Here is a 20,556-nt window from a genome sequence, read left to right on the forward strand (position 1 = left end):
CTTGAATTGACCGTGAACGGTAAACTTTTCCCCTTGGTGGTGTGGACCACGAACGAAGCCGGTGGCTAGGGTCGATTCCGGCCCGCACCCTCAGACCTGCGACGGGACATGTCCGTGACCGACACTCTGGCGGCACCCGACGCCGACGGCGCCCGCTACGAAGCCGACCGGCTCGACGCGACCGCCGCCTGGGTCGCCCGGCACCGTCCGCCCGGCAGCGGGGCGCTGGCCGAACTCGGCGCCCGCGACGGCGCGCTGACCGGCCGCCTGCTCAGGGCGGGCTACACCGTGCACGCCGCCGAACCCGACCCGGCACTGCGCCAGCGCCTGCTGTCCGCGTTCGGTCGCCGCACCCGCCTGCGCCTGAGCGCAGCCGATCTCGCCGCCCCGCCGCCGGTGCGCCGCCGTTTCGGGGCCGTGCTGCTGATCGAGGCCTTACAGGCAGGCGAGGACCTGGAGTTGCTGCACGCCCTGCCCACCGACCTGCTGTTCGTCGCGCTCGCCCCGTCGGCCCTCGATGTCTGCTTGCGCCCCTGGATCTCCGCCCAGCAGGGCTGGCTGCTGGTCGAGGAGATCGATCTCGCGGCCCCGCGCGCCGCCACCCGCCGCCCGGCCCCGGGCAGTCGCGGCATCCTGCTGCGCCGCGCGGGCTGACGGCACGCCGACGTGCGCGGCCACGCGGGTATCGCAGCCACGCTGGTACCGCAGCCGCGCGCGGAGTCCCGGCGGGTCACCGCGCCGCCGGTCCGCGAGAAAGGCGCCGGGCACGCCAACGATGCAGCCACGTCCGGGAGTTGCCGGGCCCAACAGCAGCACGTCGCTGCGACGACCTGAGGCAGCCCCACCGCGAGTCCTAGGCTGACGCCATGTCACCTCTCGGAACGACCGCGTACACCGACCGCGCCGCTCTCCCCGAACCTGTGCTCCGGGCCGTCGAGTTGGCCGAGCGGCTGGGCTTCGCACAGTCCTGCCGCCCGGAGCAGGGGCGGCTGCTCCAGGCGCTGGCCGCCGGTGCGGCGGGCCGGATCGGCGAGACGGGGACCGGCTGCGGTGTCGGTCTGGGATGGCTGCTGGCCGGGCGGCGGCCGGGGGTGCGGGTGGTGAGCGTGGAGCGGGAGGCCGAACGCGTGGTGGCGGTACGGGAGTTGTTCGCCGGCGTGCCCGACCTGGAGATCGTGCACGGTGATTGGACGGCCATCGCGCCGCACGGCCCGTTCGACCTGCTGGTCCTGGACGGGGGCGGCAACGGCAAGCAGTCCCAGCCCGCTGACCCGGATCTCCTGCTGACCCCGGCGGGCACCCTGGTGGTCGACGACCTGACGCCGCTCACCGCCTGGCCGCCGACCCACCAGGGCCGCCCGGACACCGGCCGCACCGCCTGGTACGGCCACCCGTCCCTGCTCACCACCGAGGTCCGGCTCGCCCCGGACCTCGCCACCCTGCTGGCCACCCGCCGCCCCCGACCGGCCGGCGATCAGTAGCCGATGGCCTCCTGGACCAGCAGCACGATGCCGTCGGTGAACCGGGTCGGGGCGTTGAACACCACCAGCTGGTTGACGGCGCTGGGCATCCCGTAGGCGGCCTCGGTGCGGGCGCTCTCCAGCGGGAGGGCGTGCTCCTCCAGGCGGCGCAGCGCGGTGGGCAGGTCGGGGACGATCTTCTGGGCGCCGATGATCCAGATGGCGCGGCCGGCGCCGCCGGTGTTGGCGGGCAGTTGGCTGCCGCTGCCGGAGGCGACGACCAGGGAGCCGGTCTCGGTGAGCGCGGCGACGCTGCCGATGACCACGTCGGGGGTGGCGAGCAGGTGCCGGATCTCCTCGGCCTCGCTCTCCCGGTCCATGGTCAGGACGCGCGGCTTGACGGCCCGGGGGTACCGGTCGCTGTTGAGGTCCTCGTCGATGCCGGACAGCCGGAGCGTCTCGCTGGCCGTGGTGAACACGCCGGACTTCTCCGGGACGAGTTCTCGGACCCGGGCGCGGGCGGCTTCGGCGTCCGCCAGGATCTCGACGGCGAAGCCGCGCGCGGCGAGTGCGTCGGCCGCCCGCTCCAGGCGGTCCGCGCCGACCGGTTCGGTCCAGCGGGCCGCAGGTGCCTCGGTGGCCTGCTCGGGGGCGGATCCGGTGAGCGGGCTGGTGTCCAGGTAGCGGAGCTCGTAGACCCGTTCGGTGAATCGCCAGCCGTCCGGGGTGCGCCGGTAACGGTCGTGGTAGATGGCGTAGTTGAGGCCCTCCAGGCCGTTGCGGGTGCGGGCGATCTCGTGCATGTGGGCGCGGCCGGTGGCGGTGTCGCCGTCGATGGTGATCGCGCCGGGGTGGGTGTTCTGCACGAAGAACACCCACTGTTCCTGGAGCTTCTCGCCGCCGAGGCGGATCTCCTCGGGGCCGGTGAGCTCGATCGGGATGTTGGGCATCCGCAGCACGCCGTCCGCGGTGAACAGCGCGGCGAGGCGGGCACGGTCGCGCATCGTCACCGCGTCGGTGAACTCGGCCTGCAGCGCCTGGATCTCGACGCGATCGGCGATCGCCTGAAACGTGGTCATCGGATTCTCCGTTCGTCTTCCTGCCCAGTACGACAAAGCAGCCGCCCGGAATGTGACGGGACGGCGCGACGTCACATTCCGGCGCCCTGTCCGGTCCTACTGGGAAGGGATGACCACCACCGACAAGGAGACGGACCCGTGCCGAACACCGTGGACCAGCGACCGGACGACGAGCTGGACGCGATCATGGGCGAGCGCCGCCGGCTGACCAACCTGGCGTACCGGCTGCTCGGTTCGCTGGCCGACGCCGAGGACGTCGTGCAGGAGACGTACGCCCGCTGGTACGCGCAGTCGGAGCGGCAGCGGGCCGCGATCGAGTCACCCGGCGGGTGGTTGACGACGGTGGCGGGCCGGATCTGTCTCAATCTGCTGGGCTCGGCGCGGGCCCGCCGGGAGCGCTACGTGGGCCAGTGGATCCCCGAGCCGCTGCCCGCCCACCGGGAGGGGGCGGGCGGGGCGGCGGCCGACCCGGCGGACCGGATCACCCTCGACGAGTCGGTCCACATGGCGTTCCTGGTCGTGCTGGAGTCCATGACCCCGGCGGAGCGGGTCGCGTTCGTGCTGCACGACGTGTTCCAGTACCCGTTCACCGAGGTGGCGGAGGTCCTCGGGCGTTCCCCGGCCGCCTGCCGCCAGTTGGCCACCTCGGCCCGCCGCCGTATCCGCTCCGCACCGGTGCCCGCCACCCCGGCCGGCGCGCAGGCGGGCATCGTGCGGAACTTCAAGCGGGCCTGGGAGAGCCAGGACGTCAGGTCGCTGATGGATCTGCTCGACCCGGACGCCACGGTGATCGCCGACGGCGGCGGCCTGGTCGGCGCCCTGCTGGAGCCGCTCACCGGCCGGGACAACATCGTCCGCGGCTACCTCAGGATGGCCCACCTGATCCCCGCCATGACCTTCCTGGAACGCACCGTCAACGGCCAGCCGGGCCTGATCGCCCAACTCGACGGTGTCACCGTGACGGTGTTCGCGTTCCGGATCGTTGACGACCGGATCACCCACATCTGGGGCGTCCGCAACCCGGAGAAGCTCCACCCGTGGACGGCCTCCGACCGCGGCGCCGGCCCGGAAGGCAGGCCCTAGATTCCGGTCCGGCCGTCCAGCAGTTCGCGGACGATGTCGAGGTGCCCGTTGTGCCGGGCGATCTCCTCGATCAGGTGCAGCAGGATCCACCGCAGGTCCATGTGCACCCCGCCGCGCATCGGGCGGACGGCCCTCTCGTCCAGGTCGTGCTCGGCGACCAGCTTCCGGAACCGGACGGACTGTTCCTCGTACTCCGCGAGCAGCTGCTCCAGCGGCACGTCGACCGCCGTCCGCATCTCGGGGTCGGGGTCCTCCGCGGTGGCCCCGGCCAGCGGCCCCGTGTCCTCCTCGCCGAGGAACACCGCGTGGAGCCACCAGTACTCCACCCATCGCAGGTGGCTGATCAGCCCGCACACCGTCATCAACGGGGAGCCGGGAAGCGGCGAACGCCGGGCGTCCTCCGCGGAGATGCCCTCGCACTTGGCCTTCGCGGTGGCCCGGGCGTAGTCGAGGAAGGTGGTCAGCTGCGTGCGCTCGTCCCAGCTGGGAGGCGTATCGGTTCGCTCAGTCATCGTGCCCAGTCTGCCCGAGCCCTGACGGTCCGTCGACGGGATTCGGCCCGCCCGGCGGGAGCGGTTCGACTCCGGTGCGCACAGGACGGTGCCGGTCAGGGCCACCAGCAGGGCCACGAAGGCGCCGGCCGGGCCGCCTCCGGTACCGGGAGCCGTGCCGGGGGGCGGCCACAACGACGACGCCGCACCCACCGGCCGCCCACCTCAACTGCCGCCCGCGTCACCCGAGTTGCGCGACCCCGCCGTAGCAGCCCGCCTGCGCGTCAGTGACGGGGGCAACCCCGGTGTCGGGCCGCCACCGGGGGCTGGCGACGACGCCGGGCGTGAGCAGGCGCCAGTCCTGGAAGAGCCCGGTGATCTCCGCCCGGGTGCGCGCCTGGAGGTCGGTGCCGGAGCTGCGGTAGACCTGCTCCATCCGGGCGGTGGCCTCGGGGTCGAAGTCGGCGGTGAAGTGGCTGATGACCAGGTAACTCCCCCGCGCGAGACGCGAGATGAACGCCTCGACGACATCGGCCGCGCTCTCGCCGGGGCGGTCGGCGACGAAGTGCAGCAGCGCGACCATGCTGAGCGCGACGGGGCGCTCCAGGTCCAGCGTGCCCGCGGCGGCGTCGAGGATCGCCTCGGCATCGCGGACGTCGCCCTGCACGTACGAGGTGCGCCCCTCGGGGGTGCCCTCCAGCAGCGCCTCGGCGTGCGTCAGGACGATCGGGTCGTTGTCCGCATAGACCACGCGCGCGGCCGCGTTGACGCCCTGGGCGACCTCGTGCAGGTTGGGCGAGGTGGGAATGCCGGTGCCGATGTCCAGGAACTGGTCGATGCCGAGTTCGGCGATGGTCCTGGTGGCACGGCGCATGAACGCCCGGTTGGCGTGCGCGGCGAGCCGGGCGTTGGGGAAGGCGTCCAGCGCGCGGCCGGCGGCCTCCCGGTCGGCGGGGAAGTTGGTCACGCCGCCGAGGTAGTAGTCGTACATCCGGGCCGAATGGGCCTGGTGGATGTTCAGGTTGATGCCGATCTCCGGCGTCTGCTGAGCGGTGTCGTCAGCCATCGCGCGTCCCCCCTGGTCGCTGAGTCCTCGTCAACGCTTCGGTGGCGCGCGGCATGGCGCACCCCCTTGCGCGGAACTCATGAGATCATGCCCGCGGAACAGCCGGGCAACCGGCCGGGTCGCGCCCTGCCGACTGCATGCCCGCCCCGGCCCGGGCCAACCCCCGCCGGGGCCCATCGACCGGGTCCAACCCCTCTCAAGCCCCAACTGGCCGTCCGGCTTTCACTTCTGTGCCCCGGATGTTCGCGGAGTTCCGTTTTCACCACAGGGATCCCGATACGCTGAAATGGTGGTGTGAGGGGGGTGACAATCCCCTCGTCAAGGCATCGGCGTCAGGCGCGGAGGGGGCGCGGGCCGCGATCCGATCGGCGCGGGAGAGGCTCTCCCGCTGGGAGGGGTGACAGTGGACCCGGAGTTCGGATTGGCGGTACCGCAGCGGCGCGATCAGCTGACCTTCGACGCGTTCTGCGAGACCCACGAGCAGGCCTGGCTCGGCGCCGCCCGGGCCTGCCGGCTGTCCGACGAACAGGCCCACGCGGTGGTCGACGCGGTGCGCGACTGGCTGTGGGGCGACTGGCAGATGCTGCTGCGCGAGCCGGCCCCCGCGGCCTCCGCCTGGAAGGTGCTGAAGGACGAGATCGCCAAGGCGGGCCTGACGGCGGCGGACACCGACGGCGAGCACTGGCCCCACGACCAGTGGCGGGTGGCGATCCGAACTGCCATGCACCGCATGCGGATGGAGTTCACCCCGGACCTGAACGGCACCTACGAGGCGATCCTCTCCCTGCCCGAACGCCAGCAGGACGTGATCATCCTCCGCTACGCTCTCGACCTGCGGGACGAGACGGTCGCCGAGTACCTGGGCTCGACCGTGGGGACGGTGCGCTCCAACGCCCGCCACGCCGAGGACCGTCTCAAGGAGAAGCTCGCCCGGAGGAACGCGTGAGTGGCAGATCCACGGCAACCGAAGTGATGCTGGAGCGCAGCCGGGGAGCCGCGCCGGCGCCGCTGCGCCTGGCACACCGTCAGGCCCGGCACGAACTGGCCATGCTGTGCTCGCTGATCCTCGCCAACCCGGCGGCGGCGAGCTCGCTGGCCAAGCTCGTCGACAGCGAGGTCGAACGTCCGGACGGCGCCCTGGTCCTGGGCGTACTGCTGAACCTCGCCGACTACGAGGAGGGCGCCCGCTTCTGGTGGGAGTTCGCGGCCGGCGGCGGCAGCCACCTCGCCGCCTCCTGCCTGTGGTTCCTGCACCAGTCGCGCGGCGAGCCCAGGGACGCGAACTTCTGGCGCCTCCAGGCCGAATCCCTGGCCGAACTCCCGCAACCGGCCTGGCAGTTGATTTCCCAGGACCGCCCGCTGGTGCCTCGCAGCGTCCGTGCCGAGATACTCGCCCGCTGCAAGCAGGGCATGTCCCCGCGCCTGCCTCCGCGCCTGGCGGCCGTCCTCAAGTCCCTCCCGGTGGAGGACGACAACGGTGACTGGCCCGAAATCCCGCACTGGAGCCCCGACGTCGTCCACCACCTCCGCGCGGCCGGCGAGGACAACCCCCGCTGACCGCCCGGTCAGGAGCGGGTGGCCTCGGTGGCGATGCCCTTCAGGACCGCCTCGATGCCGTCGTGGAGGCTGGCGAGGCGGGCGTCCACGAGCATCTCCTCCTGGTCCGGGTTGGCTTCGACGTACTTGTGCAGGGGAGTACGCAGGTTGCCCAGGCGCATGCCGTGGCGCAGGCGGGTGCCGGTGCCCTCGGGGGTCAACTCGTAGTACCAGTTGGCGAAGGCGTCGCCCTGGGCGGTGGCGATGTCCGGCAGGACCGACCAGCCGAAGCGCTCGTTCGGGGTGAGTTCGGTGATCCGGTTGACGGTCTGCCACTGCTGCCCGTCCGGCCGGGCGTTGTGGCCCGCGAAGTGGGCGCCCACGGCGGGCCCCTCCGCGTCCTGGAGCCATTCGGTGCGCTGGAGTTCCGGGCTGAAGCGGGGGGAGGTGGAGATGTCCGTCACCAGCTCCCAGACCCGCTGCGGCGGGGCGGGTATCGTCACCTCGAGCACCACGCCGAATTCGTCGGAGAGTCGCACGGCTGCCTCATTCCTGTTCACGTCGACCGGCCCGGGTTCCGCCGGGCCTCTGCCCCCGCAAGGGTTGCATGTACCGTCAAGACCCCGGGTTCCGGGGCACGATCGGGGCCTGGCCTAAAGTCTGTTACCGTCCCGCCACCCCGAGCAGGGACGCCCGGGGCGAGTGCCGGATGGCGGTGACGAGGCCGCTGCCGACCCCAACGCCAGCAGTGCCGGGCCGGAGCGGCAGGCCGGCCGGTCAGGCCCGGCCCCGGTGTCCGAGCTGGCGCCACAGCGCCAGTTCGGTGGCGCTGGGCGGTAGTTCGGGGCAGAGCCGCTCGGGGTGCCCCGGGCCGGGGTCCTGCTCGTGCGGCACCGGCGCGGGCGGGCCGGGGAACCAGCAGGTGCCGAAGCCGATCAGTGCCCGGCCGAGGCGGCAGCACAGCGAGATCGCCGCGGTCCGGGCCGCCAGGTGCCACCGCATGTCAGGCGGTGGCCGGGCCGAACCAGCGGTTCAGCGCCCCGGCCGGTCCAGGACGGGGGTCCACGCGGTCGCCGGCCCAGGCCAGGTAGCCGTCCGGCCGGACCAGCACCGCGCCGAGGCCGGGGTGACCGGGGAACTCCGCCCGGCTCCAGCGCAGACCGGGACGGCCGGCGACGGCCGCGCGGTGCTCGCCGGCGGGTGTGGCGTCGAGCAGCACCGCCAGCCCGTCGTCGAGGCCGTCCACCGGCAGCAGGTCGGGAGCGAACCGTCCCACCAGCGGGTGGCCGGCGCTGCGGTCGGGGTGGTCGTAGGTGACGTCCAGCGCGTGCAGCATCTCGATCAGCATCCGTTTGGCCTGGGGCACTTCGACCAGGTCGGCGATCAAGTCCCGCACCGCGTCCACCTGAGGGCCGTGGCGCAGCAGCGCGGCCTGGGCCCGGGAGTTGCGCAGGACGCGGGCGGCGGGGGCGTGCCGTTCGGCCGTGTAGCTGTCGAGGAGGTCCTCGGGGGCCGAGCCGCGCACCACCCGGGCCAGCTTCCAGCCGAGGTTGGCGGCGTCCTGGATGCCGAGGTTGACGCCCTGCCCGCCGAACGGCGAGTGGACGTGGGCCGCGTCGCCGGCCAGCAGGACGCGGCCGAAGCGGTAGCTCGTGGCCTGCCGGGCGTTGTCGTTGTACCGGAACGGGGAACCCACCCGGGCGACCGTCACGTCGGCCCCGCCCACCCGGCGCAGCGCCGCCTGCAGTTCCGCCGCGGTCACGGGGGCGCGCCGGTCGGCCGGCGGGCGGTCGAACTCCAGCGCCACCACCTGGCCCGGCACCACGTCGACCATCAGCGCGCCGGCCGGAGTGCGGGTGAAGCCACGCGGCAGCTTCTCCGCGTCGAGCAGCGCGACGTCCTCCCCGCCGACCGCGAACAGGGTCGGACCGGTGCCCGGGAAGTCGAACCCGGCGAGCCGGCGCACCGCGCTCCGGCCCCCGTCCGCGCCCACCAGGTAGCCCGCCCGGATGGTCCGGCCGTCGTCCAGCCGGGCCACCACCCCGTCCGGCCCCGGTTCGACCGCCACCACCGAACGCCCGTGCAGCAGCCCGGCGCCGTGCTGCCGGGCCCGGGCCGCGAACACCTCGCGCAGGACGGTGTACGGCACCGGGAGCAGCGACACGTCGGTGTGTTCCCCGAGTGGGTCGGTCAGCGGCACCATCCCGATGTGCCCCTTGGTCGCGCCGCCGCTGCCGAGCTGGGTGGAGGCGACCTGACCGCCCGCCGCGACCGGCCGCGGACCGGCCGGGGCGAGCGTGGCGGCGGTGCCGATCAGGGTGCGCAGCGCCTGCTCGGCGGCCGCCACGACCGGCCCGTCCAGTCCGCGCAGCGCCAGCGTGCGCATCGTCCGGGTGGTGACCCCGCGCAGCGCGGGGCTGTCGGTGCGGGCCGCCCGGTCGAGCCGCTCGACCACCAGCACGGACGCGCCGGCCAGGCCGAGCTCGGCCGCCAGGAACAGGCCGACCGGGCCGCCCCCGACCACGACCACGTCCGCCTCGGAACAGACATCGGCGTTCACGACTGCACTTCCTTCCTCAGCGGGCGGCGGCCGGCAGCACCGTGTGCAGGTGCTCGGCCAGCGCGGACGGGGTGGGGTGCTCGAATATCCGCGCCAGCGGCAGGTCGACGCCGGTGGCGTCCACCACGCGGCGGCGCAGCTCGAACGCCGTGAACGAGGTGAGGCCGAGTTCGGCGAACGCGGTGTCCACCGGCACCGCGTCGTGCGCGGCGTGCCCGAGCACGAACGCCGTGCTCCGGCGCACCAGCGACAGCAGCGCCTCCCGCCGCTCCGCCGCGGGCAGACCGGCAAGGTGCGCGGCCAGCCGGGTGCCGGACCCGTCGGGGGCCGCGGGGTCGTCGGTGGTCCGGGTCCGGCCGAGCAGGTCGCGCAGCGGGGGCGGTACCGGATGGCCGGCGAACGCGGTGAGCAGACCGGTCAGCGGCAGGTCGGCGACCAGCAGGTCCGCGTCCGGGCCGCTCAGCGCCTCCCGGATCCCGGCCACCGCGTCGGCGGGCCCGGCCCACGCCACGCTCCGGCCGGACGCTCCGGCCGCCCGCCGCGCACCCGCCACCGCGGCGTGTCCGGCCCGCAGCGCCGCCGAGCCGTCCGGGGCGTCCCCGGTCAGCGGCGCGGCGAGCGGGGCGAACAGCGCGAACCGGGCCAGCGGCAGCCCGGCGGTCGCCTCGTGCAGCGCCGACGCGGCCGCGCCGTCGGCATCGACGTCGGCGTCGGCGAGGGCGGACAGGTGCAGCACGTCGGTCAGCGGGTGGTCGGCCGGGACGGCGCCGAGCACTGCGGCCAGCGCGGCCCGGTCGGCCGGGTCGCACGGCCGCACCGTCACCTCGCAGGGGCGCCCACCGCCGGGGGACGGAACGGCCGCTCCCCCGGCCGTCGGCTCCTGGCCGGGCTCCTGGCCGGGCTGCCGGCCGAGCTGCCCGGCGGGCTGTTCCGGGCCGGTCAGCAGCAGGACGTGCGCGGCGCCCCGTTCGACGGCCCAGCGGAGCGCGGCGTCGGTCAGGGCGGCCGGACCGGCGGTGATCAGGACCGTTCCGCCCGGGCGGCCCGTCGGTTCCGGGCCGGGCCCGCTCCGCTCCAGTCGGCGCACCTGCACGCCGGCCGGCCGGATGGCGGCGTGCTCGGGCCCGGCCGGGTCGGCGAGCAGCGCGACCAGCCAGGACAGGGTGCGCGCGGTGGGCTCCTCGGGCAGGTCCACCAGCCCGTACCACGGGACGGGGGCGGTCCGGCGGGCGTCGGCGAGCGACCACAGCCGCCCGGCGGCCGTCCCGCGCTCCGCCGCGTCGGGATCGACGGCGGCCCGGGTCAGGCACCACAGCGGCGCGTCCAGCCCGGCCTCCAGCAGGGCGGCGGAGAGGCGTTCGGTGGCGGCCGGTTCGGCGTCCCCGTCCACGCCCCCGGACGGGGTGCGGCGGGCCGGCAGCGACAGGACGCCGACCGGCGGCGGGCCGGCGGCCACGGTGCGGAGGGCGGCGGGGAGGCCGGGGCCCGCAAGGACGGGGACGGCCTCGGCGCCGCCGGCCCTCAGGGCGGCGAGGACCGCGTCGGAGAACGGGTCGCCGGCGCCGTCGGCCGGGAGGACGGCGAGCCAGCGGCCGGAGAGCAGCGGGACGTCCGGGGCGGGGACGCGTCGCCAGACGGCGCGGTGGGCGGTGCCGTCCTCGGACCGGTCCTGGCCGGGGCCAGCCGGGGTACCGAGGGCGGCGACCAGGTCGGCGAGGGTGGTGGGGCGGTCGTCGGGCAGGCCGGTCAGCCGGGCGAGTTCGGCGGTGTCGGCGCGGTCGAGGGCGGCCCGGAGCCGTTCGGTTCCGGCGCGGGGCGGCGTGCTGGGGGTCAGCCAGTGGTGGTCGCGTTCGAAGGGGTAGGTGGGCAGCTGTGCCGCGGCGGTGGTGGGCGAGGGCGGGTAGGCGGCGTGCCAGTCCACCGCGCCGCCCTCGACGTAGAGCTCGCCGAGGGCGGCGAGCACCGACTCGGGTTCGGGCCGGTCGCGCCGAAGCAGCGGGACGACCACGCGGGGCGCGGCGAGCTCGGCGCCGTCCCCGGCGGCCGGGGGGCGCTGGGCGAGCGCGGCCAGCACGCTGTCCGGTCCGAGTTCGAGGTAGGCGTTGATCCCGGACTCCTGCAGGCTGCGCAGCCCGTCGTGGAAACGGACCGTGCCGCGGGCCTGCTGGACCCAGTAGTCGGGGGTGGTGAGCCACTGGTCGGCGCTGTCGCCGGTGGCGCCGCAGACCACCCGGACACGGGGCGGCGCGAAGCGGACTGCGGCGGCCGCTTCGCCGAGGGCGCCGAGCATCGGTTCCATCAGCGGCGAGTGGAAGGCGTGGCTGACGGTGAGCCGGCGGACCCGGCGGCCCTGCCGGCGGAACGCTTCGGCAACCTGCTCCGCCTCCTCGGCCGCGCCGGACAGCACCACCGCGCGGGGGCCGTTGACGGCGGCGATGCCGAGCCGCTCGTGCAGGCCGTCCAGGGCGTCGCGGAGTTCGGTCTCGGTGGCTTCGACGGCGATCATCGCGCCGCCGCCGGGGAGCTCGCCCATCAGCCGGCCGCGGGCCGCCACCAGGCCGGCCGCGTCGGCGAGCGACAGCATGCCCGCGCAGTGCGCGACGGCGAACTCGCCGACCGAGTGTCCGATCAGCGCGTCCGGCCGGACGCCGAACGCCTCGACCAGCCGGAACTGCGCCACCTGGAGGGCGAACAGGGCGGGCTGCGCGTATTCGGTGCGGTCCAGCAGCGCGGCCTCGGGGCTGCCGGGCGCGGCGTCGACGATCTCGCGCAGCGGCCTCGGCAGGTGCGGGTCGAGGGCCGCGCAGGCGGCGTCGTACGCGGCGGCGAAGGCCGGGTGGGCACGGTACAGGCCGGTGCCCATGCCGGGCCGCTGGCTGCCCTGACCGGAGAACATGAACGCCACCCGGAGCGGGGCCGCCGCCCGGCCGGTCAGCAGCCGCGGCGAGGTGCGTCCCTCCCCCAGCGCGTGCAGGGTCTCGGCGAACCCGTCGCGGTCGCCGCCCAGCAGCACGGCTCGGTGCTCGAACCGGGTGCGGGTGGTGGCCAGTGCCCGGCCGACCGCCTCGTCGGTGTCGGGCGAGGTGCGCAGCCGGTGCAGCAGGCGGCGGGCGGTCGCGGCCAGCGCGGTCGGGGTGCGGGCGGTGAGCACCCAGGGGCGCGGGCCGGCCGGGGCGGGGTCGGACGGGGCGGGGTCGGACGGGGCGGGGTCGGACGGGGCGGGGTCGGACGACCCGGCCTCGGCCGGCGGCGCGGCGTCGGGCTCCGGCTGGGGCTGTGGCTCGGGGCACTGTTCGACGATGACATGGGCGTTGGTGCCGCTGATCCCGAACGAGGAGACCGCGGCGCGCCGCGGCCGGTCCACGGCGGGCCACGGTATGTCCTCGGTGAGCAGCCGGACGGCGCCCGCCGACCAGTCGACGTGCGGCGACGGCGCGTCGACGTGCAGGGTGCGCGGCAGCCGCCCGTGCCGGATCGCCTCGATCGTCTTGATCACCCCGCACACCCCGGCGGCGGCCTGGGTGTGGCCGAGGTTCGACTTGACCGAGCCGAGCCACAGCGGCCGGTCGGCGGGTCGGCCCTGCCCGTAGGTGGCGATCAGGGCCTGCGCTTCGATCGGGTCGCCGAGCGGGGTTCCGGTGCCGTGCGCCTCGACGGCGTCGATGTCGGCGGCGAGCAGGCGGGCCGCGTCGAGCGCCCGGCGGACCACCCGTTCCTGGGCGGGGCCGCTGGGCGCGGTCAGTCCGTTGCTGGCGCCGTCCTGGTTGACGGCGGTGCCGGTGATCACCGCGTGCACCCGGCGGCCGGACCGGCGGGCGTCGGAGAGCCGTTCGAGCAGCAGTACCCCGGCGCCCTCCGCCCAGGCGGTGCCGTCGGCGGCGGCGGCGAACGGCTTGCACCGGCCGTCGGGGGCCAGGCCGCGCTGGCGGCTGAACTCGATGAAGCCGCGCGGGCTGGGCAGCACGGTGACGCCGCCGGCCAGGGCCAGCGAGCAGCTGCCGTCGCGCAGTGCGCGGGCGGCCAGGTGGATCGCCACCAGCGAGGAGGAGCAGGCGGTGTCCAGGGTGATCGCGGGCCCGTTCAGGCCGAGCGTGTAGGAGACCCGGCCGGAGGCGACGCTGGTCTGGTTGCCGATCGCGAAGCCCTCGATGTCGGCGGGGACGCCGTGCGCGCCGACCGGGCCGTAGTCCTGTGCGATGACGCCCGCGTAGACGCCGGTGTCGCTGCCGCGCAGTGAGGCCGGGTCGATGCCGGCCCGTTCGACGGCCTCCCAGACGATCTCCAGCAGCAGCCGCTGCTGCGGGTCGGTGGCCTGGGCCTCGCGGGGGCTCATCCCGAAGAACGCGGCGTCGAACCAGCCCGCCTCGGGCAGGAATCCGCCGCGGTCGACGTAGCTGGTGCCGCGGTGCTCGGGGTCGGGGTGGTGGATGGCGTCGAGGTCCCAGCCGCGGTCGTCGGGGAACCGGGTGATCGCGTCGGTGCCGGTGGCGACCAGGTCCCACAGGTCCTCGGGGCTCCGCACGCCGCCCGGGTAGCGGCAGGCCATGCCGACCACGGCGATCGGCTCGGTCTGCTCGGCCTCCACCTCCTGCAGGCGGCGGCGGGTCTTCAGCAGGTCGGCGGTGACCCGTTTCAGGTAGTCGGCGAGTTTGGCTTCCTCGGTCACGGCTGGCCCGGCCTCTCCGGTGGGGTGCGGTCGATGGGGGTGGGCGGCGGTGCGGGGCGCCGGTGCGCCGCTCATCGGCCCAGCTCCCGGTCGATGAGTGCGAAGATCTCCTCGGTGCTGGCGGCGTCGATGCCGGCCTCGGAGGGCGCCCCGGGCTCCGGTTCGGCGGGCCGCAGGCGCCGCGCCATCGCCTCCAGGCGGGTCAGCAGTTCCTCGCGCAGGGCGTCATCGGGGTCCTCGGCGGTGAGCCGGGCCTCCAGTTCGCCGAGTTCGGCGAGCAGGGTGGGTCCGGCCGGGGCGAGGGCGGTGAGCAGGTGCTCGGCGAGTTGCCCGGCAGTGGGGTGGGCGAAGATCACGGTGGCGGGCAGCCGGAGGCCGGTGGCCCGGTTGAGGCGGTTGCGCAGTTCGACGGCGGTGAGCGAATCGAAGCCGATGTCCTTGAACGGCCGGTCCAGCGGGACGCCGTCGGGCGAGTCGTGGCCGAGCACCAGGGCGGCGTTGCTGCGGACCAGTTCCCGCACGGCCCGGGCCCGCTCCTCCGGGTCCCGGTCGGCCAGTTGCAGGACGGCGGGCTGCGCGGGCGCGGCGGGGTCGTCCCGTCCGGCGGGGCGGCGCGCCAGGTCGTGCAGGACGGGGTGCAGCAGGTCGGCCTCGGCCTGCCGGCGCAGCGCCGCCGGGTCGAACAGGGCGGGCACCACGGCCGGGTGGCTGCTGTCCAGGGCGAGGTCGAGCAGCCCGAGGGCGAGTTCCTCGTCCATCGGCAGCACGCCGCTGCGGCGCAGCCGGGCCAGGTCGTCGCGGTCGAGGTGGTCGGTCATGCCGCTGGCCTGCGCCCACAGTCCCCAGGCGAGCGAGGTGGCGGGCAGGCCGTGGGCCTGCCGGTGCCGGGCGAGGGCGTCCAGGAAGGCGTTGGCGGCGGCGTAGTTGGCCTGGCCGGGGGCGCCGACGGTGGAGGCCAGTGAGGAGAACAGCACGAAGTCGGACAGGTCGAGGTCCAGGGTGAGCCGGTGCAGGTTCCAGGCGGCGTCGACCTTGGCCCGCAGCACGGTGTGCAGCTGTTCTGCGGTGAGGTTGGGGACGGTGGCGTCGTCGAGCACCCCGGCGAGGTGCAGCACCGCGGTCAGCGGGTGCTCGGCGGGGACCTCGGCCAGCAGGTCGGCGAGCTGCTGCCGGTCGGCGGCGTCGCAGGCGACGATGTCGACGTGCGCGCCGAGCGCGGTCAGTTCCTTGGCGAGTTCTTCCGCCCCGGGCGCCTCGGGGCCGCGCCGGCCGATCAGCAGCAGGCGGGTGGCACCGCGATCACGGACCAGGTGGCGGGCGACCATCGCGCCGAGGGTGCCGGTGCCGCCGGTGAGCAGCACGGTGCCGTCGGGGTCGCGCGGAACGGGCAGGGTGAGCGCCAGCTTGCCGGTGTGGCGGGCCTGGGAGAGGAACCGCAGCGCCTCCTTGGCCTGCCGGACGTCCCGGCTGTGCACGGGCAGGGGTGCGAGCGTGCCCTCGGCGAACAGCCGGGCCAGGTCGGCGAGCATCTCGGCGATCCGTTCGGGCCCGGCGTCGAGCAGGTCGAACGCCCGGTAGCGGACGCCGTGGTGCTCGCGGGCGATCGTGTCGGCGTCGCGAATGTCGGTCTTGCCCATTTCGACGAACCGTCCGCCGGGTCGCAGCGCCCGCAGCGAGGCGTCGACGAACTCCTTGGCGAGCGAGTTGAGCACGATGTCGGCGCCTGCCCCGCCGGTCTGCTCGGCGACCATCGCCTCGAAGCCGAGTTCGCGCGAGGAGGCGATGCGTTCGGCGGGCACGCCGAGGGCGCGCAGCACCGGCCACTTGGCGGGGCTGGCGGTCGCGAGCACTTCCAGGCCCCAGTGGCGGGCCAGTTGCAGGGTGGCCATGCCGACGCCGCCGGTGGCGGCGTGCAGCAGCAGGCGTTCGCCGCGGCGGGCGCCGGCCAGGTCCTGCAGCCCGTAGTAGGCGGTGAGGAAGACGATCGGGACGGTGGCGGCCTGGGCGTAGGACCAGCCGTCCGGGATCGCCGTCAGCATCCGGTGGTCGGTGACCGCGACGGGCCCGGTGCCGTGGGTGATCAGGCCCATGACGCGGTCGCCGGGGCGCAGCGTGGTGACGCCCGGCCCGGTCTCCAGGACCACGCCCGCGCCCTCGCCGCCCATCCGGCCGTCGCCCGGGTACATGCCGAGGCCGATCAGCACGTCCCGGAAGTTCAGGCCGGCCGCCCGCAGTGCCACCCGGACCTGGCCGGGTTCGAGTGCGGCGGCGAGTTCCGGGCAGTCGGCGAGGACGACGTTCTCCAGGCTGCCGCGCTCGGTGAGGTCGAGCCGCCAGGCCGGTCGGTCGGGGACCGCCAGGTCGGGGTGCGGTCCGCCGGAGCGGGCGAGCCGGGGCAGCAGCACCGTCCCGGCCCGCACCGCGAGCCTGGATTCGCCGGTGGCGAGGGCGGCGGGCAGCGAGTCGAGGGAGTGTTCGTCGAGGTCGGCGAGGCCGAACCGGTCGGGGCTCTCGGCCATCGCCGCGCCGACCAGGCCCCACACGGCCGCACCGGCCAGGTCGGGCCCGGGTTCGTCGGCGGCGGTGACGACGGCCCGGCGGGTGACCAGGACGAGCCGGGTGTCGGCGAACGCCTCGTCCGCGAGCCAGTCCTGGAGCAGGCCGAGCAGTCCGGCGGTCAGCCGGTGGGTGTCGCCGGGGACGTCCGCGCCGCCCTGCGGCGGTACGAGGACCAGCACCTCGGCGGGCCGGGGGGCGCCCGCGGCCCGCAGCGCGCCGAGGTCCGGGTGGCAGGCGGGCCGGCCGTGGCGGTCGGCCAGCCGGCGGGCGGCGTCCTCGGCGGCCTCCGGACCGCCGGGGACGGGTGCGGCGAGCAGCGTCAGCGGACCGGTCGCGGGGACGGTCCCGGTGGCCGGGGCCTGCGGCCGCCAGCCGAGGTGGTACAGGGCGTCGCGGGCGTTGCGGCCGCCGGCGGCGAGGCGGGCCGGGTCGATCGGGCGCAGGGTGAGGGCGTCCGCGTCGAGCACGGGACGGCCGTGGGGGTCGGCCGCGGCGAGTGCCAGGGTCTGCTCGCCGGTGCGGCGCAGCCGGACCCGTAGGGTGCGGGCGCCGGTGGCGTGCAGGCGCACGCCGCTCCAGTGGAAGGGCAGGAGGAGTTCGTCCGTGGGCGGGTCGGCGGCGAGCAGGCCGTGCAGGCAGGCGTCGAGCAGCGCCGGGTGGACGGCGTGGCCGGTGCTGTCGGTGTCGGGGGCAGGCAGTTCCACTTCGGCGTGCAGGTCCGTGCCGTCCTGCCAGAGGGCCCGCAGGCCGCGGAACGCCCCGGTGTAGTGGTAGCCGAGGGCGGCGAGCCGTTCGTACGCGCCGTCGAGCGGGACGGGCCGGGCGCCGGGCGGCGGCCAGGCCGCGGCGGTGTCGGTGTCGGTGTCGGGCGCGGGTGCGGCGGGTGACGGTGCGGCGAGGGTGCCGGCGGCGTGCCGGGTCCAGTCGCCGGGGGTGGCGGCGGTCCGGGAGTGCACGGTGACCCGGTGCCGGCCCGGCCCGTCGGCGACGACGGCGACCTGGAGCTGCACCGGCTCGTCCTCGGGCAGTGGCAGCGGTGCTTCCAGGGTGAGTTCCTCGACCGCGCCGGCGCCGGCCCGGCCCGCGGCGTGCAGGGCGAGTTCGAGCAGCGCGGTGCCGGGGACCAGCACGCTGCCGGCGACGGCGTGGCCGGTCAGCCAGGGGTGGGTGCGCCGGGAGATCCGGCCGGTCAGCAGCAGGGTGCCGGGTTCGGCGGTGGCGAGTGCCGCGTCGAGCAGCGGGTGTCCGGCCGGGTCGAGGCCGAGGCCGGCGGCGTCGGCGGCCCCGGCGGGGGTGTCGATCCACAGCCGGCGGCGCTGGAAGGCGTAGGTCGGCGGGACGGCGTCGCGGGACGGTGCGGCGCTGCGCAGAGCGGTCCAGTCGAGGTCGGCGGCCTGGGTGTGCAGTTCGGCGGCGGAGCGCAGGAAGCGGTCGGCGGCGGGTTCGGCGCGGCGCAGGGTCCCGATCGCGGTGACGGTGGCGCCGGCCTGTTCGACGGTCTCCTCGACGGCGGCGGTCAGCACGGGGTGCGGGCTGGCCTCGACGAACAGCCGGTGGCCGTCGGCCGCGAGCCGCCGGGTGGCTTCGTCGAAGCGGACCGGTCGGCGCAGGTTGCGGTACCAGTAGGCGGCGTCGAGGGTGGCGGTGTCGATCGGGCCTGCGGTGACGGTCGAGTAGAAGGCGGTGTCGGCGGTGCGCGGCTTCAGGCCGGCCAGCGCGTCGAGGATCTCGGTTTCGATGGCTTCGACGTGCGGGGAGTGCGAGGCGTAGTCGACCGGGAGCAGCCGGACCTTCACTCCGGCGGCCCGGTACTCGTCGAGCAGCACCCGGACGGCGTCGGGGTCGCCCGCGACGACGGTGGCGCCGGGCCCGTTGACGGCGGCGATGTGCACGCCGGGCCGGCCGTCGGCGAGGGTCCGGGCGACCTGTTCGGCGCCGAGCGCGACCGAGGCCATCGCGCCGCTGCCGGCCAGCCGGGTCAGGGCGCGGCTGCGCAGGGCGACCGCGCGGGCGGCGTCGTCGAGGTCGAGGGCGCCGGCCACGTGGGCGGCGGCGATCTCGCCCTGGGAGTGGCCGACGACGGCGTCGGGGACCACACCGACGGAGCGCCACAGCCGGGCCAGCGACACCATCATGGCGAACAGCGCGGGCTGCACCACGTCGACGCGGGCCAGCAGGTCGCCGTCGCCGCCGGCGCGCACCACGTCCAGCAGTGACCAGTCGGTGTGCGGGCGGAGCGCGTCGGCGCACTCCTCCAGGGCGCGCCGGAAGACGGGGGAGCGTTCGAGCAGGTCGCCGGCCATGCCGGCCCACTGGGTGCCCTGCCCGGGGAAGACCAGGACGGTGCGGCCGGCCGTCTCGGCGTGCCCCTCGACCAGGTCGAGGGACGGGCGGCCGGCGGCGAGCGCGTCGAGGGCGGCGAGCTGCCGGTCGCGGTCGCCGCCGAGCAGTACCGCACGGTGCTCGAACAGGGTGCGGTGCCCGGCCAGCGCGGCGGCGACTTCGGCGTCGCCGGTGCGGGCGTCGCCGAGCCAGCTCCGGAGCCGGCCCGCCTGGGCGCGCAGCGCCCCGTCGGTGCGGGCGGACAGCACCCAGGGCGGGGTCGGCGCGCTGACGACGGGTTCGGCGGCGGGCTCGGCAGCGGGCTCGGCGGGTTCGGCGGCCGGCTCCTCCTCGATGATCACGTGGGCGTTGGTGCCGCTGATGCCGAACGAGGAGACACCGGCCCGGCGGGGCCGCTCGCGGGGCGGCCAGGCCACCGGCTGGGTGAGCAGGGCGAGGTGGCCGCCCGCCCAGTCGACGTGCGGCGAGGGCTGTTCGGCGTGCAGGGTGCGGGGCAGCGTCCGGTGGCGCAGCGCCATCACCATCTTGATCACGCCGGCCACGCCGGCCGCGGCCTGGGTGTGGCCGAGGTTGGACTTGACCGAGCCGAGTCGCAGCGGCGCGTCCGGGGACCGGTCGGCGCCGTAGACCCCGATCAGCGCGCCCGCCTCGATCGGGTCGCCCAGGGTGGTGCCGGTGCCGTGCGCCTCGACGGCGTCCACGTCACCGGGCAGGAGTCCGCCGTTGGCCAGCGCCTGCCGCAGGACGCGCTGCTGCGCGGGGCCGTTGGGGGCGGTGAGCTGACTGCTGGTGCCGTCCTGGTTGACGGCGCTGGAGCGGACCAGGGCGAGCACCGGATGGCCGTTGCGCCGCGCGTCGGAGAGCCGCTCCAGCAGCAGCAGCCCGCCGCCCTCGCCCCAGCCGGTGCCGTCGGCGTGCGCGGAGAACGGCTTGCAGCGGCCGTCGGGGGCGAGGCCGCGCTGGCGGCTGAACTCCACGAAGGTGTCGGGGGTCGCCATCACGGTGACGCCGCCGGCCAGCGCGAGCACGGACTCGCCGCGGCGCAGCGACTCGGCGGCGAGGTGGATGGCGACCAGCGAGGACGAGCAGGCGGTGTCCACGGTGATCGCGGGGCCGCCGAGGTCGAAGGTGTGGGAGACCCGGCCGGAGGCGACGCTGCCCGCGCTGCCGCTGCCCAGGTAGCCCTCGAAGGCGCCCGGCATCGGCCGCAGCCGCGCCCCGTAGTCGTTGTACATGACTCCGGTGAACACCCCGGTGGCGCTGCCGCGGACGTCCTGCGGACGGATGCCGGCCCGTTCGAAGACCTCCCAGGCGAGTTCCAGCAGCAGCCGCTGCTGCGGGTCGGTGGCGAGGGCCTCGCGCGGGTTGATTCCGAAGAACTCGGGGTCGAAGCGGTCGGCGTCGTAGAGGAAGCCGCCGCGGGTGGTGCAGGTGCGGCCGGTGGACTCCGGGTCGGGGTCGTACAGCCCTTCGGTGTCCCAGCCCCGGTCGGCGGGGAACTCGCCGGTGGCGTCGCGGCCGTCGGCGACCAGCTGCCACAGGTCCTCGGGGGTGTGGACCCCGCCCGGGTAGCGGCAGCTCATCGCGACGATCGCGATCGGTTCGGTCCGGGCCTCGTCGGCCTCGCGCAGGCGGCGGTTGGCCTGCGCGAGCTGGCCGGTGACCCGCTTGAGGTAGTCGCGCAGTTTCTGTTCGGTCGTCACGTTCAGCTGT

General features: G+C 75.5%; 12 protein-coding genes and 2 pseudogenes. 5 read left to right on the plus strand and 9 right to left on the minus strand.

The features are described 5' to 3' along the window. The first annotated feature begins 114 nt into the window (after nt 1-114). Both ACFV18_RS21120 and ACFV18_RS21125 read left to right on the plus strand, forming a co-directional pair. A complete protein-coding gene (locus ACFV18_RS21120) occupies nt 115-654 on the plus strand; it encodes a hypothetical protein (protein WP_380485378.1) in 540 nt (179 codons plus the stop codon). A 212-nt stretch (nt 655-866) separates the two neighbouring features. Beyond that, the gene (locus ACFV18_RS21125) at nt 867-1,481 is read left to right on the plus strand and encodes an O-methyltransferase (RefSeq protein ID WP_380485379.1); all 615 of its coding nucleotides are present in this window, start codon (nt 867-869) and stop codon (nt 1,479-1,481) included. Here the strand turns inward: ACFV18_RS21125 and ACFV18_RS21130 are convergent. Continuing rightward, nucleotides 1,475-2,539, minus strand: coding sequence for an LUD domain-containing protein (locus ACFV18_RS21130; protein WP_380485381.1), 1,065 nt, complete (start codon nt 2,537-2,539; stop codon nt 1,475-1,477). The genes ACFV18_RS21125 and ACFV18_RS21130 overlap by 7 nt on opposite strands. A 186-nt stretch (nt 2,540-2,725) precedes the next feature. Here ACFV18_RS21130 and sigJ point away from each other — a divergent pair, with 186 nt between their 5' ends. Beyond that, nucleotides 2,726-3,622, plus strand: a complete 897-nt coding sequence (sigJ, locus tag ACFV18_RS21135) for an RNA polymerase sigma factor SigJ (RefSeq protein ID WP_380485399.1) — start codon at nt 2,726-2,728, stop codon at nt 3,620-3,622. Here sigJ and ACFV18_RS21140 read toward each other — a convergent pair. From ACFV18_RS21140 to ACFV18_RS21150, 3 genes and pseudogenes are all read right to left on the minus strand, one after another. Then, the gene (locus tag ACFV18_RS21140; protein ID WP_380485401.1) at nt 3,619-4,134 is read right to left on the minus strand and encodes a DinB family protein; all 516 of its coding nucleotides are present in this window, start codon (nt 4,132-4,134) and stop codon (nt 3,619-3,621) included. The genes sigJ and ACFV18_RS21140 overlap by 4 nt on opposite strands. A 60-nt stretch (nt 4,135-4,194) precedes the next feature. After that, nucleotides 4,195-4,326: pseudogene (locus tag ACFV18_RS21145) on the minus strand (hypothetical protein); the annotation flags it as partial. Nucleotides 4,327-4,354: 28 nt separating this feature from the next. Further along, a complete protein-coding gene (locus ACFV18_RS21150) occupies nt 4,355-5,179 on the minus strand; it encodes an SAM-dependent methyltransferase (RefSeq protein ID WP_380485383.1) in 825 nt (274 codons plus the stop codon). A 421-nt stretch (nt 5,180-5,600) separates the two neighbouring features. Between ACFV18_RS21150 and ACFV18_RS21155 the strand changes: the two genes are divergently transcribed. After that, nucleotides 5,601-6,125: an RNA polymerase sigma factor gene (locus ACFV18_RS21155; protein WP_380485385.1), complete on the plus strand. Its 525-nt coding sequence runs from the start codon at nt 5,601-5,603 to the stop codon at nt 6,123-6,125. Continuing rightward, nucleotides 6,122-6,736: a hypothetical protein gene (locus tag ACFV18_RS21160; protein WP_380485387.1), complete on the plus strand. Its 615-nt coding sequence runs from the start codon at nt 6,122-6,124 to the stop codon at nt 6,734-6,736. Before ACFV18_RS21155 ends, ACFV18_RS21160 begins: the two co-directional genes overlap by 4 nt. Nucleotides 6,737-6,744: 8 nt before the next feature. Here the strand turns inward: ACFV18_RS21160 and ACFV18_RS21165 are convergent, their stop codons facing one another. The 5 genes and pseudogenes from ACFV18_RS21165 to ACFV18_RS21185 all read right to left on the minus strand — a co-directional run bounded on the left by ACFV18_RS21165 (nt 6,745) and on the right by ACFV18_RS21185 (nt 20,546). Then, entirely contained in the window at nt 6,745-7,254 is a 510-nt protein-coding gene (locus ACFV18_RS21165) for an SRPBCC family protein (protein WP_380485389.1), read from the minus strand. Nucleotides 7,255-7,492: 238 nt separating this feature from the next. Beyond that, nucleotides 7,493-7,717, minus strand: coding sequence for a DUF6059 family protein (locus ACFV18_RS21170; RefSeq protein WP_380485391.1), 225 nt, complete (start codon nt 7,715-7,717; stop codon nt 7,493-7,495). 1 nt (nt 7,718) lies between these two features. Beyond that, nucleotides 7,719-9,275, minus strand: a complete 1,557-nt coding sequence (locus ACFV18_RS21175; RefSeq protein ID WP_380485393.1) for an FAD-dependent monooxygenase — start codon at nt 9,273-9,275, stop codon at nt 7,719-7,721. A gap of 16 nt (nt 9,276-9,291) precedes the next feature. After that, nucleotides 9,292-13,902 (minus strand): annotated as a pseudogene (locus ACFV18_RS21180) (beta-ketoacyl synthase N-terminal-like domain-containing protein); the annotation flags it as partial. Between the two features lie 110 nt (nt 13,903-14,012). Next, nucleotides 14,013-20,546 carry an SDR family NAD(P)-dependent oxidoreductase gene (locus tag ACFV18_RS21185; protein WP_380485395.1) on the minus strand — a complete coding sequence of 2,178 codons (6,534 nt, stop codon included), beginning with the start codon at nt 20,544-20,546 and terminating at the stop codon, nt 14,013-14,015. Nucleotides 20,547-20,556: the final 10 nt, after the last annotated feature.

Source organism: Kitasatospora sp. NPDC059673 (assembly GCF_042734215.1).
Lineage (GTDB): Bacteria > Actinomycetota > Actinomycetes > Streptomycetales > Streptomycetaceae > Kitasatospora.